Consider the following 15,842-nt stretch of genomic DNA (forward strand, 5'->3'; position numbering starts at 1 on the left):
TTGGCAGCCTATGTCCATGCCGCCCACCCCCGGGAACACCCCGGCCCCCAAGATCCTCGTCGTCGATGACGAGCCGGAGGTGCGTGCCGCCGTCGAGGACGGCCTCGCCGTGGAGGGCTATGCGGTACGCGGCGCCGCCGACGGCCTGGCCGCCCTCTCGGAGGTCGCCGCCTGGCAGCCGGACGCCCTCGTCCTGGACGTGATGATGCCCGTCCTGGACGGTCTGGCCGTCTGCCGCCGGCTGCGCGCACTGGACGACCGCACCCCGATCCTCGTGCTGACCGCACTGGACTCGGTCAGCGAGCGGGTCGACGGGCTCGACGCCGGTGCCGACGACTACCTCGTCAAACCGTTCGCCCTGGACGAGTTGGTGGCCCGCGTCCGGGCCCTGCTGCGACGGGCGTCGGCCCCGTCCGTGGAGGACACCCAGCTGTCCTTCGGCGATCTGGTCGTCGACCCGGTGACCCGCACCGGCCACCGGGCGGGCCGCCCCCTGGAGTTCAGCCGCACCGAATGGGCGCTGCTGGAGCTGCTGTTGCTGCACCCCGGACAGGTGCTGCCGCGTGAGGTCATCCTGGAGCGCGTCTGGGGCCGCGACTTCGGCCCGGACTCCAACTCCCTGGCCGTATACATCGGTTATCTGCGCCGCAAACTGGAGGCGGGCGGCGAGCCGCGGCTCGTCCACACCGTGCACGGGGTCGGCTACCGCCTGGACCACGCGGAGGGCGCATGACCGGCACCCGCGGCCTGGGGGCCCGCTGGCGGCGCCGCCGCCCGCTGCGCGCCCGGCTGGCGCTGGCGGCCTCTTCCGCGGTGGCGGTGGTGGCGGTCGGCATCTGCGCGGCGGCGTTCGTCATCCTCGACCACCAGATGACCCGGCAACTGGAGCTGAACCTGACCCAGACGGCCGCCCAGGCCATCCGGGACCGCCACGACTGGGGCCCGACGCCGAGTGACACCCTGTGCCAGTACCCGGCCTCGGCCTGCATCCAGATCGTGCCGTCCGACCCCGCCAAGGACCCGCGCAAGCGGTATGTGCTGCCCGTCTCCGACGCCACCCGGCAGGTCGCCGACGGCCGGCGCGCGGCGTTCTACACGAAGCTGACGGTGGCCGGCCATCCGGTCCGGATGCTCACCACGCGCCTGGCGGACAAGGACGAGGCGGTGCAGGTCGCGCAGCGCTCCGACACCGTCGACCGGGGCGTGCAGCAGGCCGCCTGGGCGCTGTCCGGGGTCGGCGGCGCCGGTGTCCTGCTGGCCGCCGCACTGGGCTACTGGGTGTCCCGTACGGGCCTGGCACCGGTCGCCCGGCTCACCGCCACCGCGGAGCGCATCGCCGCCACCCGCGACGCACGCCACCGCATCGAACTCCCCGCGGGCCCGCCCGCCCGGGAGGACGAGATCACCCGGCTGGCCACCAGCTTCAACACCATGCTCGGCGAACTGGAGCAGTCCGTCACCGCCCAGCGGCGGCTGGTCGCCGACGCCTCCCATGAGCTGCGCACCCCGCTGACCGCACTCCGCACCAACGCCGAACTCCTGGCCCGCGCCGACCGGTTGACCGACGCCCAGCGCGACCGTGCCTCGGCGGCGCTGGGCCGCCAGCTGCGCGAGGTCACCACGCTCGTCAACGATCTGATCGAACTCGCCCGGGACGAGGAACCCCAGCCGCTGGTCGAGCAGGTGCGCCCGGCCGCCCTGCTGGAGCACGCGGTGGGCGCGGCCGGTGAGCACTGGCCGGAGCTCACCTTCACCACCGCCATCGACCCGGCCGCGGCGGACGCCACGGTCCCCGGGGTGCCGGCCCGCCTGGCCCGGCTGCTGTCCAACCTGCTCGACAACGCCGCGAAGTTCTCCCCGCCGGGCGGCCCGGTCGAAACCGCGCTCTCCCCCGTCCCGGGCGCGCTGGAGCTGACCGTCCGCGATCACGGCCCCGGCATCGAGGCCGGCGATCTGCCCCATGTCTTCGACCGCTTCTACCGCGCGAAGGCGGCCCGCGCGCTGCCCGGCTCCGGTCTGGGCCTGGCGATGGCCCGCCAGATCGCCCGTGCCCACGGGGCCGACCTCACCGCCGAGCAGGCACCGGGGGGCGGGGCGCTCTTCCGGCTGCGGATTCCGCTTCCGTAGCGCGGGCGGCGGGCGGGGCCTGCCTCGCCGCCCCGACTACCGGCGCACGAGGGCGGGGCGGCAGGTACCAGGCCCCGCCGCCCCGCCCTCCTTCGCCTCTCCCGGCCGACCGGGCGTCAGAACCCGGCAGGCTCGGTGTAAATACCCCACTCATCGCGCAGGGCATCGCAGATCTCGCCCAGCGTCGCCTCGGCCCGTACGGCGTCCAGCATCGGCTCGATCATGTTGCCGCCGGCCCGTGCGGCGTCCAGCATCGTCTTGAGCGCGGCCCGCACCCGGGCGTCGTCCCGCGCCGCCTTCCGCGCCGCGAGCACCCGCACCTGCTCCCGCTCGACCTCATGGCTGACCCGCAGGATCTCCAGATCGCCGGTGACCGAGCCGTGGTGGCAGTTGACGCCGACGACCTTCTTGTCGCCCTTCTCCAGCGCCTGCTGGTACCGGAAGGCGGACTCGGCGATCTCGCCGGTGAACCAGCCGTCCTCGATACCGCGCAGGATGCCGGAGGTGATCGGGCCGATCGGGTGCTCGCCGTTCGGCACCGCCCGGCGGCCGCGCTCCTTGATCTGGTCGAAGATCTTCTCGGCGTCCGCCTCGATCCGGTCGGTGAGCGACTCGATGAACCACGAACCGCCCAGCGGGTCCGCCACATTGGCGACGCCGGTCTCCTCCATCAGCACCTGCTGGGTGCGCAGCGCGATCTCCGCGGCCTGCTCACTGGGCAGCGCGAGGGTCTCGTCCAGGGCGTTGGTGTGCAGCGAGTTCGTACCGCCGAGCACGGCCGCCAGCGCCTCGACGGCGGTGCGGACGACGTTGTTGTACGGCTGCTGGGCGGTCAGCGAGACCCCGGCGGTCTGGGTGTGGAAGCGCAGCCACTGCGCCTTCTCGCTCGTGGCGCCGTAGACATCGCGCATCCAGCGGGCCCAGATCCGGCGCGCGGCGCGGAACTTGGCGATCTCCTCGAAGAAGTCCAGATGCGCGTCGAAGAAGAAGGACAGGCCGGGGGCGAAGGTGTTGACGTCCAGCCCGCGGGAGAGGCCCAGCTCCACATAGCCGAAGCCGTCGGCGAGGGTGTACGCCAGCTCCTGCGCGGCCGTCGCGCCCGCCTCGCGGATGTGGTAGCCGGAGACCGAGAGCGGCTTGTACGCAGGGATGCCGCGGGCGCAGTGCTCCATCAGGTCGCCGATCAGCCGCAGATGGGGCTCCGGCGGGAAGAGCCACTCCTTCTGCGCGATGTACTCCTTGAAGATGTCCGTCTGCAGTGTGCCGTTCAGGACACCCGGGTCGATCCCCTGCCGCTCGGCGGCGACCAGGTACATACAGAAGACCGGTACGGCGGGACCGCTGATCGTCATGGAGGTCGTGACATCACCCAGCGGGATGTCCCGGAACAGCACCTCCATGTCGGCGGCCGAGTCGATGGCGACGCCGCAGTGCCCGACCTCGCCCAGCGACCGCGGATCGTCGGAGTCGCGACCCATGAGGGTCGGCATGTCGAAGGCGACGGAGAGGCCGCCGCCGCCCGCCTTGAGGATCATCTTGTAGCGCTCGTTGGTCTGCTCGGCGTTGCCGAAGCCCGCGAACTGGCGGATCGTCCACGTCCGCCCCCGGTAGCCGGTCGGATACAGCCCTCGCGTGAAGGGGAACTCGCCCGGCCACCCGATCCGCTCGAACCCCTCGACCGAGTCCCCGGGCCGGGGCCCGTACGCCGGCTCGACGGGATCACCCGAAAGCGTGCTGAAGTCCGCGTCCCGCTTACGGGCGGAGTCGTACCGGGCCTGCCAGCGGCGGCGGCCCTCATCGATCGCGTCAGCGTCCATACCTTGAATTTACTAGGACGTCCTACTACTTGTCGACGGGAGGGGCCCGTGAGTCGCCCTGTGCAGGGTGATACTCACCCTGCGTAAGGGCATGGGTCACGCAAAAGCGCCCGCCCCTCGAAAGGGACAGGCGCGTTCCACGGGGTTTCCGGGCGGCCGGGCGGTCCGGGGCCCGGCGGTCGTCAGACCTTCACCGGCTCCGGAGCGTCACCGGCGATCAGCGGCTCGACCTCCCGCACCACCTGGCGCTCGACGAAGAACGCCGCGGTGGGAATGGTGCCCGAGATCAGCACCCACAGCAGCTTGCCGAACTTCCACTTGGCCTTGGAGCCCAGGTCAAAGGCGAAGACCAGATAGATGATGTAGAGCACGCCGTGGATCTGGGAGACGACGAGGGTCAGGTCCTTGCCCATCCCGAAGCCGTACTTGAAAACCATGCAGGTGCAGAGCACCAGCAGCATCACGGCCGTGAGGTAGGCCATCGCCCGGTAGCGGGTCAGGACGCTTCGCTTCATGCCCTGAGCGTATCCAGCCCTTCCGGGGCGATCTTCGCCGCCCCCCTCCGGACGCGCCCTATTCGTCCTTGAAGTCCGCCGCCGCCACCCGCAGCGGCCGCAGCAGCGCGAAGATCTCCCCGCACTCCTCGGCGTCATAGGCCCCGAGCCCGAAGTCCATCGCCATCAGTTCGCGGGTGGCCGCGTCACACACCTCGCGGCCCTTCTCCGTGATGGTGGCGAGCGTGCCCCGCCCGTCGTTCGGATTCGGCCGCTTGGCGACGAGCCCGGACTTCACCAGCCGGTCGACGGTGTTGGTCACCGAGGTCGGGTGCACCATCAGCCGCTCACCGATCTTCGACATCGGCAGCTCACCGGCCTTGGAGAAGGTCAGCAGCACCAGCGCCTCATAGCGGGCGAAGGTCAGCCCGTACGGCTTGACCACCGCGTCCACCTCGGACAGCAGGATCTGATGGGCGCGCATGATCGAGGTGATCGCGGCCATCGAGGGCACGGCACCCCATCGCTGCTGCCACAGTTCATCGGCACGCGCGATGGGATCGAAAGCAAGGCTGAGCGGCTTCGGCACGCGTCCGACACTACCCGGCGGCCATATGGTGGTCAGCCGCGTCTCATTTTCCGGTCCCGGCCTGCGGTCCGGACACGGAACACCTGAAGCTGTGGTCTCCCACGGGTACCGACGTCACGTCTCCCGATGGCACCTTCAGCGGCAGACGCCGCCTGACGTCCCACAGCGCGAGCGTCCCGCCCGCGCTCCCGAGCAGCAGATACGGGCGGCGGGGTACGAGCACTCCGCCCTCCGCCGCGATCCGGGGCTTGAGCGGCTCGATGCAGGCCAGCTGGGGCTCGATGCCGTAGTAGGCGCCCGGGGCCTGGTCGCCGGCGGCCCGGTGCCAGGCTCGTTCCCCCGCCCGCGCCGCGTGGAGCGACACCTGGAGCAGCGGCAACAGCGTGCAGAAGACGCCGATCAGGGCGATCGCCGTGACGGGCATCCACCGATGCGTGACCACCTGGTGGAAGTGCTTGGCATAACCCCATAGAGCGGCCACCACGAGCCAGGCGGGCAGCACCGGCAGGAAACTGAATGCCGCGATCACCCGCCGGACGGCGGGCACGTCGACATCATCAGGCGTCAGGCCGAACGGGGCGAGGTAGAGCCAGTGGACCACGCCGCCCAGTGCGGGCGTCAGGGTCAGGGCCAAGGAGGCGACCAGGGGCACCACCCACTGCAACGCCTCGCGCGGACTGCTCCACTGCCGGACCAGTGCCCGGATGCCGCCCGCCAGAAGCGCCGCAACGGCGAGGAACAGGGATATCCACAGGCCCCTTGCGGGGTCGCCGGAGACGGTACCGAGCAGCCATCCCGTCAGCGTGGTGACGGCGGCCACCGCGCTTCCGATAGCCCTGGCACCGCGCTGACGCTCCGGATGGGAGACCCGGTGCAGCAGCCACCCCGAGAGGGCGACCGTCCCGCAGGCCGCCACCGCGGCGAGGGCGGCGTACGCCGACATCGGACCCGCGGCGCTCAGCGCCAGACCGGCGAACAGGGCCATCAGCACCGTGAGAACGAAGGGCGCGGCCCCCGGCCCCGCTCCGGGCGTCGGCGGGTCGGCCGTCGGCTCGGTGTCCGTCCACCCCAGCCGGACGTCAAGGGGCGGTGTCTCGGGGCCTGGACCATCCGGGCCCAGCACCGCCCGCGCGGCCTCCCGCGCCCGGTCCCGCGTGGCTGCCCCCACCACGTGGCCGGTGTCGCGGATGCCGGTCAGTACCGCAAGGCGACCCCGCAGGCACTCGTGGGCGGGGGTGCGGTGGACCGCCCACAAGGTGTGGGGGTCCTCGCCCACCGCGCACGCCTTGGCGTGGTGGACCCGGACATCGAGCGCGCGGAGCGACCGCCACGCCGTCAGTTCCCCAGCAGCGGCGCGCTCCGCCCCTCTGCGCGCGCCCTTGAGACGCGCCTCGACCCACAAGAACGTCCCGGGAGCCGTGGGCTCGGCGAAGTGCGCCCGTTCCTCCGGCGCGAGTTCACGGACGACCGGCCAGCACCGTTCAGCCAGCGTCTCGTCGAGCAGTTCCCGGTCCGTCACGTCCCCGTGGAACTCCACGACCAGCCGCACCCGCCGGTCGAATCCCCCGCTGCTCACAGCCTCTCCCCGCGTTTCGCTTCCCGCCCGGTTGACCCAGCGGATTATTCCCGAGGGTCTGCGCCCGTACGCCGCACCTCGAAGATCACCGCCAGTACGCAGACCGCCCCCACCACCCCCGCCGCCGGCATCACCACCCGCAGTGGTGCGTACTCCGCGGCGGCGCCGGCCAGTCCCATCGCCAGGCCCATCACCGTCATCCGCCCGGCCTGGAGCACGGTCATCGCCTGACCCAGGAGCGCGTCGGGGACCGCGTCGGCGAACCAGCGGTCGACGCCGAAGTTGTACGAGATGCCGGTGCCGGTCAGTACGAGCAGCAGGACCGCCCAGCCGAGCGAGGGCTGGGCGGCGAAGCCGAGGGAGGGGAGCACCGCGAAGAGGCCCATGGGGAAGGTCAGGCGGGCGCGGGCGCGGGGTCCGAGGAAGGTGCCCACCAGGGTCTCGGCGGCCACCGCGCCGATGGGCATGGCGCACATCAGCAGCCCCGCGCCGGCCGGCCCGGTGCCGAGCAGACCGGCGTAAGGGACCAGCAGCGCCTCGGGGATCACCACGAACGCCGGCGGCAGCCACGTCAGCAGCAGCAGCGCCCGCACCCGGCGGTCGGCCAGCAGCCGCCGGACGCCGCCCAGCGAGGCCCCCAGCAGCGCTTCGCCCCGGACCCCGTTCCGCGCCGGGCGGGCCCGGGTCCCCAGCCGCAGCAGCAGCGCCGACCCGAGGAACGTGACGGCGGTGAGCGCGAGCACCGCCCGCGGGGACACCACGGCGAGCAGCAGTCCCCCCGCGGCGAACCCGGCGAGCTGCGCGCTCTGGTTGACGATGCGGATCACCGAGCGCCCCAGGACGAACAGTTCCCCCTCGCCGAGGATCTCCCCCAGGGTCGCGGCCCGGGTCCCGGCGAAGACCGGTGCGATGGCCGCGAGTACACAGCGCAGCGCCAGCAGCACCACGACCGGGGTGCCCGGTGCCACCATCCCCGCCGCCGCGGGTGCGCACAGCAGATCGCAGCCGACCAGCACCCGCCGGGCCGGATACCGGTCGGCGACGGCTGACAGCAGCGTCCCGCCGACGACGTACGGCAGCAGCCCCAGCGCGAAGGTCAGGGCGCTCAGCAACGGCGAGGCGGTGAGCCGGAAGACGAGGACGGACAGCGCGATCTCGCAGACGACCACGCCGAGCGACGACAGCAGATGCGCGGCGAAGACGCAGCGGAACTCGGGGACGGCGAAGACGGCCCGGTAGCCGTCCGGGCGGGACGCGCCCCCGGCGTACGGTCCGGCACCGGCGGCGCTCGCATCGGGGCAGGTGGCGCCCCCGTCGGAGCAGGTGGCGCCCCCGTCGGAGCAGGCGGGAGCCCCGTCAGGGCAGGCGGGAAGACGGCCCGACGGCGCGGGCCCGGAAGGCGAGGGCATCTCCGCAGCCTGCCGGAGCCCGGTCCGGCCCCGTAGTCTTTCGGCTCCAGCCGAATCCCGCGTCGGGGGGAGCGTGCGGCCGTGCCGGTGACCCTGCATTTCGGCGCCGATGATCTGCTGCGTATCCGGTTCGCGGTCTCCCCGCTGTGCGAGACCCATGAGGCCGTACGGACCCTGTGCCGCGCCGACCGGCACGGCTATCACGCGCCGTGGCTGCGCCGGATGCGCGAGACGCTGGCCGGGCTGGATCTGACGCCGCTGTGGCTCTTCATGCCGTCGGTGTCCCCGGGCTACACACCGGACTTCCTGGGCCGCCCTCCGGACACCCCGATGGCCGGCTTCGACGAGGAGCTGGCGCGGCTGCGCGCCACCGATCCGGCCCTGGCCCGCGCCGAGATGGCCAAGTCACTGGCGGGGCGGCCGGATACCGCGGAGTCGGCGCGCGGCCGGGCGGCGCTGGCCGATCCGGCGCGGGCGGTCCAGGAGCTGGCCGATGTCACCGAACGAGCCTGGCGGGCGCTGCTGGCACCGGACTGGCCACGGCTGCGGGCGCTGCTGGAGGCCGAGATCGCTTACCGGTCACGGCAGTTGGCGGGCGGCGGACTCCAGCGGCTGTTCGCCGATCTGCATCCGCGGCTGTCCTGGTCGGGCGGCACCCTGACAGTCCGCAACCGTACGGACTTCGCGCAGCTCCAGGATCTGGACGGCCGCGGGGTGCTGCTGCTGCCGAGCGTCTTCGTGTGGCCGGACGTGGTCAGCGGATTCGACCCGCCGTGGCAGCCCACCGTGATCTACCCGGCGCGCGGGATCGGCGGGCTGTGGACCGAGCCGGAGCCGGGTCCGGCGCTGGCCCGGCTGCTGGGAGCCAACCGCGCCGCCGTACTGGCCGCGCTGGACGCGCCGTCGACCACGACGGCCCTGGCCCACCGCCTCGGCCTGGCGCCGTCCTCCGTCTCGGGGCAGCTGTCCGTGCTGCGCGACGCCGGTCTGCTGACCTCGCGCCGGCACGGACATCAGGTGCTCTACGAGCGCACGCCCCTGGGGATCGCCCTGGCGGCAGGCGGCTGACGCCCCGCCGGGGCACCCGGGGCACCCAGGGCGCCCGGGACCGCTCAGGTCCGGGGCGTGCCGTCCTCGGTGAGGTACCGCTCCACCGTCTCGACCTTCGAGGTCAGCCCGTCGGTGACGCCCGGCCGGATGTCCGCCTTCAGCACCAGCGAGACCCGCCCGGCGCGGGCCTCGACGGCCGCGACCGCGCGCTTGACGACGTCCATGACCTCGTCCCACTCGCCCTCGATCGAGGTGAACATGGCGTCCGTACGGTTCGGCAGTCCGGACTCCCGGACGACCCGGACCGCGTCGGCGACATACTCACCGACGTCCTCGCCGACGCCCAGCGGGCTCACGGAGAAGGCGACGATCATGCGTTCACGACGCCTTCCTTGCGGGCGCGGGCCGCGATCACGCCGGCCGCTTCCTCCCGCTTGAGGATCCGGTCCCCGAAGAGGCCGCCGAACGGCAGGATCGCGAGCACGAAGAAGAAGGCGACGCGCTTGACCGGCCACTTGGTGCGGTTCCACACGTCCAGCAGCAGCACCACATAGGTGATGAAGAGCAGACCGTGGATCATGCCGAGCGGCATCACCAGCGAGTCGTAGTCGAAGGCCAGGCGGAAGCCGGTGCCGAAGATCAGCAGCGCCGGGAAGGAGATCGCCTCCGGGATGGAGGCCAGGCGCAGGCGGTGCAGGGCGGCGGCGGTCTTGATGTCCACGGGAACCTCGTTTCGGGTGGCAGATGGGCCGTCGGCGCGCAGCGCCGTCTTCTGGGGGTGGAGGTCGGGCGACGGGCGGGCGGTCGGCGCGCAGCGCCGTCTTCTGGGGGCGGAGGTCGGGTGACGGGTGGGCGTACTGCTTGTGCAAGGGTTCACAAGCTTCGCCCATTGTGACAAGCCGCCGCGGCGGGCCTCGCGCCGGGGTGAGGCATGGACCGGCGGCCCGGCGTCCGGGACGGGAATCAGGGCGATATCAGGGACGAAGGACCTGCCCGGCGCGGCTCCGGCCGACTACCGTCTGACCCGTGGCTCAGTTTCGGCTCCAGGGGAGCAAGGTGCTCGCCGTCGATATGACGGGCGACGCCGTCAAGGCGAAAAACGGTGCGATGGTCGCGTACGACGGCCAGATGGCATTCAAGAAGATGTCCGGCGGCGGCGAGGGCCTGCGCGGCATGGTCACCCGGCGGCTCACGGGCGAGCAGATGGCCGTGATGGAGGTGAAGGGCCACGGCACCTGCTACTTCGCCGATCGCGCGAGTGAGATCAACCTGGTGCGGCTGCAGGGCGAGAAGCTGTTCGTGGAGGCCGGCAATCTGCTGTGCACGGAAGCCGCGCTCCGTACGGGCACGACCTTCACGGGCCTGCGCGGCGCCTCCCAGGGCAACGGCCTGTTCACCACCACCGTCGAGGGCAGCGGCCAGGCGGCGATCACGTCCCATGGCACCGCGGTGGTGCTGCGGGTCACCAAGCAGTACCCCCTCCAGGTCGACCCGGGCGCCTATATCGCCCACACCGGCGACCTCACACAGCACTTCCAGTCCGGGGTGAATTTCCGCAGCTTCATCGGGGAGGGCTCCGGCGAGGCCTTCCAGATCCGCTTCGAGGGCGAGGGCCTGGTCTACGTGCAGCCCAGCGAGCGCAACACCGTGGGCGGTGAGGTCTGATGCCGTTCACGGCGCTCAACTCCCGCATCGTGGAGGCCAGGATCGGTCCGGGCCAGCGGATGTTCAGCCAGCGCGGCGCGATGCTCGCCTACCGCGGCGAGGTCTCCTTCACCCCGAACATCCAGGGCGGCCAGGGCGGCATCGGCTCGATGATCGGCCGCCGGGTCGCGAACGAGGCCACCCCCCTGATGACCGTAGAGGTCCCCCAAGGCATTAATGGCCAGGGAGGTGCCCCCATCGCAACGGTCATGTTCGGCCACGGCGGCCACCACGTCCATGTCGTCGACCTGACGGGCGAGACGCTCTACGTCGAGGCCGACCGGCTGCTGGCCTTCGACGGCTCGCTGCAACAGGGCACGATGTTCATGGGGTCGCAGGGCGGGGTGATGGGCATGGTCCGCGGCCAGGTCACCGGGCAGGGCTTGTTCACCACGACGCTCAAGGGCGTCGGCTCGGCCGCGGTGATGGCGCACGGCGGAGTGATCGAGCTGCCGATCACTCCCCAGCGCCCGGTCCATGTCGACCCGCAGGCCTATGTCGCCCACCGCGGCGACGTCCGCAACAAACTGTCCACGGCGCTCGGCTGGCGCGACATGGTCGGCCGGGGTTCGGGCGAGGCCTTCCAGCTGGAGCTGTCGGGCCAGGGCACCGTCTACGTACAGGCGTCGGAGGAAAAGCTGTGACCGGTCCCGTCATCCACGACGTCTCCTCGCTCCCCGCCGACGACAACGTCAACGCCTACGCCTTCAGCGTCGAGCTGGACGGCCAGTGGTTCCTGCAGAAGGGGAAGATGATCGCCTACTACGGGCAGATCGACTTCCACGGCATCGGACACGGCCGCCTGGACCGCCTGATCGCCGGAAGTTTCCATTCGCCACTGCACGCCGCGGACTGGGTCGTCGCCGAGGGCCGCGGAAAGATGCTGCTCGCCGACCGTGCCTTCGATGTGAACTCCTTCGACCTGGACGACGGCAACCTGACGATTCGCTCGGGCAACTTGCTCGCATTTCAGCCATCTCTGTCGCTGAAGCAGTCGATCATCCCGGGCTTTCTCACCCTCATCGGCACCGGCAAGTTCGTGGCCGCGTCCAACGGCCCCGTGGTCTTCATGGAACCGCCGATCCGGGTGGACCCGCAGGCGCTCGTCGGCTGGGCGGACTGCCCCTCGCCGTGCCACCACTACGACCACCAGTACCTGCGAGGATTCCTGGGCGGGCTGCGGGCGCACACCGGCATCGGCGGGGCGTCCGGAGAGGAGCACCAATTCGAGTTCGTCGGCGCCGGCACGGTCCTGCTGCAGTCGACGGAGCAGCTGATGCCGGAGCTGGCGACCGGCGAGGTCCCCACCGAAGCGGGCGTTCCGGGCGGCGGCGGACACGTCCCGCAAAGTGGCTCACAACTGCCCCAGCTCCCCGGCAACCTCGGGAGCCTCCAGCGCCGCTTCGGGCTGTGAGCGATACTCTGCGGACGGTGACCTCGAACGTCTGACCAACCACCGGCCCCCGCCGGACGAGGCGCCACCCCCGGCATGATTAATTCACTATTCAACTTTTACGGGTAGAATTCACTCCATGACGACCGACAGCGACACCCCCTGGCTGACCGACCAGGAGCAGTGTGCCTGGCGCACCCACCTCGATGTCAGCAGGCTGCTGATGCACCAACTCGAACGCGATCTGCAGCCGTTCGGCCTGACGAACAACGACTACGAGATCCTGGTCAACCTCTCCGAGGCCGAGGACCGACGCCTCCGGATGAGCGACCTGGCAACCAGCACCCTGCAGTCCAAGAGCCGTCTCTCCCACCAGATCACCCGGATGGAGAACGCCGGTCTGGTGCGCCGTGAGAGCTGCGAGTCGGACCGCCGCGGCCTCTACGCCGTCCTCACGGACGAGGGCTGGGACACCATGCGCCGGGTCGCCCCGCACCACGTCGCCTCGGTCCGCAAGCACTTCATCGACCTCTTCACCACCGAGAACCTCCAGGCGCTGCGCAGCTCGCTCACGCCGGTGGCCGAACACCTCCGCAAGGAGCGCGGCGGCCTCTGACCGGCCGGCCTCGGCCCCGACCGGGCCGAGGCCCGCCGTCCGGGCCCCCACCGTTTCGAGGCCCCACCGCCCCGGCCGCCGTGCTCTCAGCCCGCCACCGGCAGCCGCAGTTCGAACACCGACCCCGTGCGCACGCCCAGCGAACCGCCGTGCCGCACCGCGACATCCCGCGCGATGGCCAGCCCCAGCCCGGCCCCGCCGTCGTCCCGGGCCCGCGCGTCATCGAGCCGTACGAACCGCTCGAAGATCCGCTCCCGCTCACTCTCCGGCACCCCGGGCCCGTCGTCCTCGACCCGCAGCACCGCCCACTCCCCCTCGCGCACCACGGCCACCCGCACGGACGCGACGGCATGCCGCTGCGCATTGTCGAGCAGATTCCCCAGCACCCGCGCCAACTGGCTGCGGGACCCGGCCACTTCCCCGCCCGCCAGCTCCCCGACCCGCACCGGGATCCGGTCCGCGACCCGCTGCGAACTCTCCTCGCGCACCATCGCCGCCAGATCGACCCGGGCCTCGGACGGCCGCTCCCCCGCGTCCAGCCGGGCCAGCAGCAGCAGATCCGCCGCCAGCCGCTGCAACCGCACGGTGTCCTCCACCGCGCCCGGCACATCCAGCAACTCCGGGTGCGCCACCCCCACTTCCAGCTGCGTCCGCAGACTCGCGATCGGGCTGCGCAGCTCGTGCGAGGCGTCCGCGACGAACCGCCGCTGCCGCTCCACCGCCGACTCCAGCGCCGCCAGCGTCTCATTGGTCGTCCGCGCCAGCCGGCCGATCTCGTCCTTCGACGGCGGCACCGGCACCCGCCGGCTCAGATCCGTACTCGCCGTGATCGCGGCCATCTCCCCGCGGATCCCCTCCACCGGCCGCAGCGCCCGCCGGGTCACCAGCCAGGTCACCCCCGCCACCACCACGAGCAGCAGCGGCAGCCCGATCAGCATGGCGTCCCGCACCGAGGCCACGGCGTCCTGCTCCGGCGCCAGCTCCGCCCCCGCCCGCACCGTCGCCTCCGCGCCGCGGCCGTCCTTGGCCTGGATCACGGCGAACCGGTAGTCGGCCACCGTCCCGTCGACCTCCGCGGTCCCGTCCCGGTACGTGACGTCCTCATCGACCTCGCCCGGCTTGAGCGCCCCCTCGTCCTCGTCGCCGTCCTCGTCCTCCGCCGACGGCACGACGGTCCCCTTGCCCTGGGAGGCGGCCACCCGCTTGCCGTCGACGGCCCGCACGTCCTCGCCGACCGCCAGTACCCGCCCGTCCTCAGCGGTGACCACCACCGGATGGTCGTCGCCGTCCGGGAGTTCGAGCTTGTCGTACGGCGTCCCCGTCGCGATCTGCACGGCCACCTCGTGCGCCGCGACCTGGGCCTGCAGCCGGGCCTGGTTCTGCAGATTGCCGCGCAGCACCAGCAGCACCGCCGTCCCCGCCGCGATCAGTGCCAGGGCCACCACCACGGTCGCCCCCGCCGCCGCCCTGGCCCGTACGGAGCCCAGCACGCTACTCACCCGCCACCAGCCGGTATCCGGCACCGCGCACCGTCACGATGTGCCCGGCACCGAGCTTGCGCCGCAGCGCGCTCACGTACACCTCGATGATGTTGACATCGCCCTCGTAGGCGAAGTCCCAGACGTGCTCCAGGATCTCCGCCTTGGAGACCACCTCGCCCGCCCGCAGCGCCAGCTGCTCCAGCACGGCGAACTCCTTCGTCGTCAGCGCCACCTCGGCGCCGTCCCGCTCGACCCGCCGTGCCCCCTGGTCGATGGCCAGCGCCCCCACCCGCAGCACCGGCGGCGCGGTCCGGCCACGCCGCCGCAGCAGCGCCTTCACCCGTGCCACCAGCACCACATACGAGAACGGCTTGGTCAGATAGTCGTCGGCGCCGGTGTCCAGCCCCTCGGCCTCGTCGTACTCGCCGTCCTTGGCGGTCAGCATCAGGATCGGCACCTCGTCGCCGGCCGCCCGCAGCGCACCGCACACGCGGTAGCCGTTCATCCCCGGCAGCATGATGTCGAGCACGATCAGGTCGTAGCTCTGCTCACCCGCCTGGTGGAGCCCCGCCAGACCGTCGTGCACCACATCGACCGCATAGCCCTCGGCCATCAGCCCCTTGGCCAGTGACAGGGCCAGCCGCTTCTCGTCCTCCACGAGCAGGAGCCGGTGGGGACGGTGTGCGGCGGGGCCGGGCGGACGGAATTGCGTGACGTGCGGGTGCATGCGCTCACCATGCCATTCCCTTCCTGAAGCCCCCTTCAGGCACCTTCAGGTCCGCTTCAGCTTCGTTCGGCGAGTGTGTGGACACAGCCGATCGCAAGGGGAGAACACACATGAAGCGCCAACTGATCATCGCCACCGCCGCCGCGGCCGCCCTCGTCGCCGGCGGTACGGTCACCGCCGTCGCGGTCAGCAACGACGCCTCCGGCGGCGCCCGCTCCGGCGCCCCGGTCTCGGCGCAGTCGGCCGGCCACGACGCGGGAGCCCCCGGCACCGCCCAGGTGAAGGACGGCGCCTCCAGCATCCGTATGCAGGACGACGACGCCCACCAGGACCTCCGCGAGGCCCGCGTCGCCAAGGTCTCCGCGCCGGACGCCGCGGCCGCCGCCCTGAAGGCCGTCCCCGGCACCGTGTCCGGCCTCGACCTGGACGCGGACCGCTCCGGCCTGGTCTGGGAGGCGGATGTGCTGGGCAAGGACGGCAAGTGGCACGAGATCACCCTCGACGCCGGCAACGCACGGGTGCTGAACCAGCACATCGACCAGGACGATGACGACGACGCCGACGAGCGCGCCGCCCTTCAGAACGCCCGCACCGACGCCGCCACCGCGGCCCGTAGCGCCGCCTCGCACGGCACCGTGACCTCCGTCGAACTGGACGACAACGACGGCGGCAAGTCCGTCTGGGAGGTCGAGACGATCACCCAGGACGGCAAGGAGCACACGTTCCTGGTCGACCCGCAGTCCGCCAAGCCGAGCGCCGTGGCGGCCCAGGACACCGACGACGCCGACGACAACGACGGCGCGGACGACTGACCTCCGCCGCCCTCATCAGGCCCCGCCCCACCGCACCGTGGGCGGGG

At 71.9% G+C, this 15,842-nt stretch carries 17 protein-coding genes; 8 read left to right on the plus strand and 9 right to left on the minus strand.

The features are described from left to right. Positions 1 to 10 precede the first annotated feature (10 nt). Both STRTU_RS10670 and STRTU_RS10675 read left to right on the plus strand, forming a co-directional pair. Positions 11 to 733 carry a response regulator transcription factor gene (locus tag STRTU_RS10670; RefSeq protein ID WP_159743324.1) on the plus strand — a complete coding sequence of 241 codons (723 nt, stop codon included), beginning with the start codon at positions 11 to 13 and terminating at the stop codon, positions 731 to 733. Further along, positions 730 to 2,127, plus strand: coding sequence for a sensor histidine kinase (locus STRTU_RS10675; protein ID WP_159743325.1), 1,398 nt, complete (start codon positions 730 to 732; stop codon positions 2,125 to 2,127). Before STRTU_RS10670 ends, STRTU_RS10675 begins: the two co-directional genes overlap by 4 nt. 116 nt (positions 2,128 to 2,243) lie before the next feature. On the opposite strand, the gene STRTU_RS10680 is transcribed toward STRTU_RS10675, so the two are convergent. The 5 genes from STRTU_RS10680 to STRTU_RS10700 all read right to left on the minus strand — a co-directional run bounded on the left by STRTU_RS10680 (position 2,244) and on the right by STRTU_RS10700 (position 8,012). Beyond that, the gene (locus STRTU_RS10680) at positions 2,244 to 3,944 is read right to left on the minus strand and encodes a coenzyme B12-dependent isobutyryl-CoA mutase large subunit (protein ID WP_159743326.1); all 1,701 of its coding nucleotides are present in this window, start codon (positions 3,942 to 3,944) and stop codon (positions 2,244 to 2,246) included. Positions 3,945 to 4,126: 182 nt separating this feature from the next. Further along, complete coding sequence (locus STRTU_RS10685) at positions 4,127 to 4,459, minus strand: DUF3817 domain-containing protein (RefSeq protein ID WP_159743327.1); 333 nt, start codon at positions 4,457 to 4,459, stop codon at positions 4,127 to 4,129. Between the two features lie 58 nt (positions 4,460 to 4,517). Beyond that, positions 4,518 to 5,027 carry a MarR family winged helix-turn-helix transcriptional regulator gene (locus STRTU_RS10690; protein WP_159743328.1) on the minus strand — a complete coding sequence of 170 codons (510 nt, stop codon included), beginning with the start codon at positions 5,025 to 5,027 and terminating at the stop codon, positions 4,518 to 4,520. Between the two features lie 43 nt (positions 5,028 to 5,070). Then, positions 5,071 to 6,603 carry a hypothetical protein gene (locus STRTU_RS10695; RefSeq protein WP_159743329.1) on the minus strand — a complete coding sequence of 511 codons (1,533 nt, stop codon included), beginning with the start codon at positions 6,601 to 6,603 and terminating at the stop codon, positions 5,071 to 5,073. 44 nt (positions 6,604 to 6,647) lie between these two features. Next, positions 6,648 to 8,012: an MFS transporter gene (locus STRTU_RS10700; RefSeq protein WP_159743330.1), complete on the minus strand. Its 1,365-nt coding sequence runs from the start codon at positions 8,010 to 8,012 to the stop codon at positions 6,648 to 6,650. Between the two features lie 81 nt (positions 8,013 to 8,093). Here STRTU_RS10700 and STRTU_RS10705 point away from each other — a divergent pair, with 81 nt between their 5' ends. Then, positions 8,094 to 9,080, plus strand: a complete 987-nt coding sequence (locus STRTU_RS10705; protein ID WP_159743331.1) for an ArsR/SmtB family transcription factor — start codon at positions 8,094 to 8,096, stop codon at positions 9,078 to 9,080. 44 nt (positions 9,081 to 9,124) lie between these two features. Here the strand turns inward: STRTU_RS10705 and STRTU_RS10710 are convergent, their stop codons facing one another. Both STRTU_RS10710 and STRTU_RS10715 read right to left on the minus strand, forming a co-directional pair. Further along, on the minus strand, positions 9,125 to 9,436 hold the full coding sequence (locus STRTU_RS10710; RefSeq protein WP_159743332.1) for an MTH1187 family thiamine-binding protein: 312 nt from the start codon (positions 9,434 to 9,436) through the stop codon (positions 9,125 to 9,127). Beyond that, positions 9,433 to 9,783: a DUF3817 domain-containing protein gene (locus tag STRTU_RS10715; RefSeq protein WP_159743333.1), complete on the minus strand. Its 351-nt coding sequence runs from the start codon at positions 9,781 to 9,783 to the stop codon at positions 9,433 to 9,435. Before STRTU_RS10715 ends, STRTU_RS10710 begins: the two co-directional genes overlap by 4 nt. Positions 9,784 to 10,088: 305 nt before the next feature. On the opposite strand from STRTU_RS10715, the gene STRTU_RS10720 reads away from it, so the two are divergent. From STRTU_RS10720 to STRTU_RS10735, 4 genes are all read left to right on the plus strand, one after another. Next, on the plus strand, positions 10,089 to 10,727 hold the full coding sequence (locus tag STRTU_RS10720; protein WP_159743334.1) for an AIM24 family protein: 639 nt from the start codon (positions 10,089 to 10,091) through the stop codon (positions 10,725 to 10,727). Beyond that, positions 10,727 to 11,410, plus strand: coding sequence for an AIM24 family protein (locus tag STRTU_RS10725; RefSeq protein WP_159743335.1), 684 nt, complete (start codon positions 10,727 to 10,729; stop codon positions 11,408 to 11,410). Before STRTU_RS10720 ends, STRTU_RS10725 begins: the two co-directional genes overlap by 1 nt. Then, the gene (locus STRTU_RS10730; protein WP_159743336.1) at positions 11,407 to 12,180 is read left to right on the plus strand and encodes an AIM24 family protein; all 774 of its coding nucleotides are present in this window, start codon (positions 11,407 to 11,409) and stop codon (positions 12,178 to 12,180) included. The genes STRTU_RS10725 and STRTU_RS10730 overlap by 4 nt, the downstream gene beginning before the upstream one ends. A 118-nt stretch (positions 12,181 to 12,298) precedes the next feature. Further along, positions 12,299 to 12,775 (plus strand): MarR family winged helix-turn-helix transcriptional regulator, encoded by a 477-nt coding sequence (locus STRTU_RS10735; protein ID WP_159743337.1) that lies wholly within the window; start codon positions 12,299 to 12,301, stop codon positions 12,773 to 12,775. 86 nt (positions 12,776 to 12,861) lie between these two features. Here the strand turns inward: STRTU_RS10735 and STRTU_RS10740 are convergent, their stop codons facing one another. Both STRTU_RS10740 and STRTU_RS10745 read right to left on the minus strand, forming a co-directional pair. Further along, positions 12,862 to 14,262, minus strand: a complete 1,401-nt coding sequence (locus STRTU_RS10740) for a sensor histidine kinase (RefSeq protein WP_159746827.1) — start codon at positions 14,260 to 14,262, stop codon at positions 12,862 to 12,864. Between the two features lie 4 nt (positions 14,263 to 14,266). After that, complete coding sequence (locus STRTU_RS10745; protein WP_159743338.1) at positions 14,267 to 14,983, minus strand: response regulator transcription factor; 717 nt, start codon at positions 14,981 to 14,983, stop codon at positions 14,267 to 14,269. A 110-nt stretch (positions 14,984 to 15,093) separates the two neighbouring features. Here STRTU_RS10745 and STRTU_RS10750 point away from each other — a divergent pair, with 110 nt between their 5' ends. Beyond that, entirely contained in the window at positions 15,094 to 15,795 is a 702-nt protein-coding gene (locus STRTU_RS10750) for a PepSY domain-containing protein (protein ID WP_159743339.1), read from the plus strand. Positions 15,796 to 15,842 lie beyond the last annotated feature (47 nt).

Origin of the sequence: Streptomyces tubercidicus (assembly GCF_027497495.1) — a bacterium.
In the GTDB taxonomy this organism is placed as follows: domain Bacteria; phylum Actinomycetota; class Actinomycetes; order Streptomycetales; family Streptomycetaceae; genus Streptomyces; species Streptomyces tubercidicus.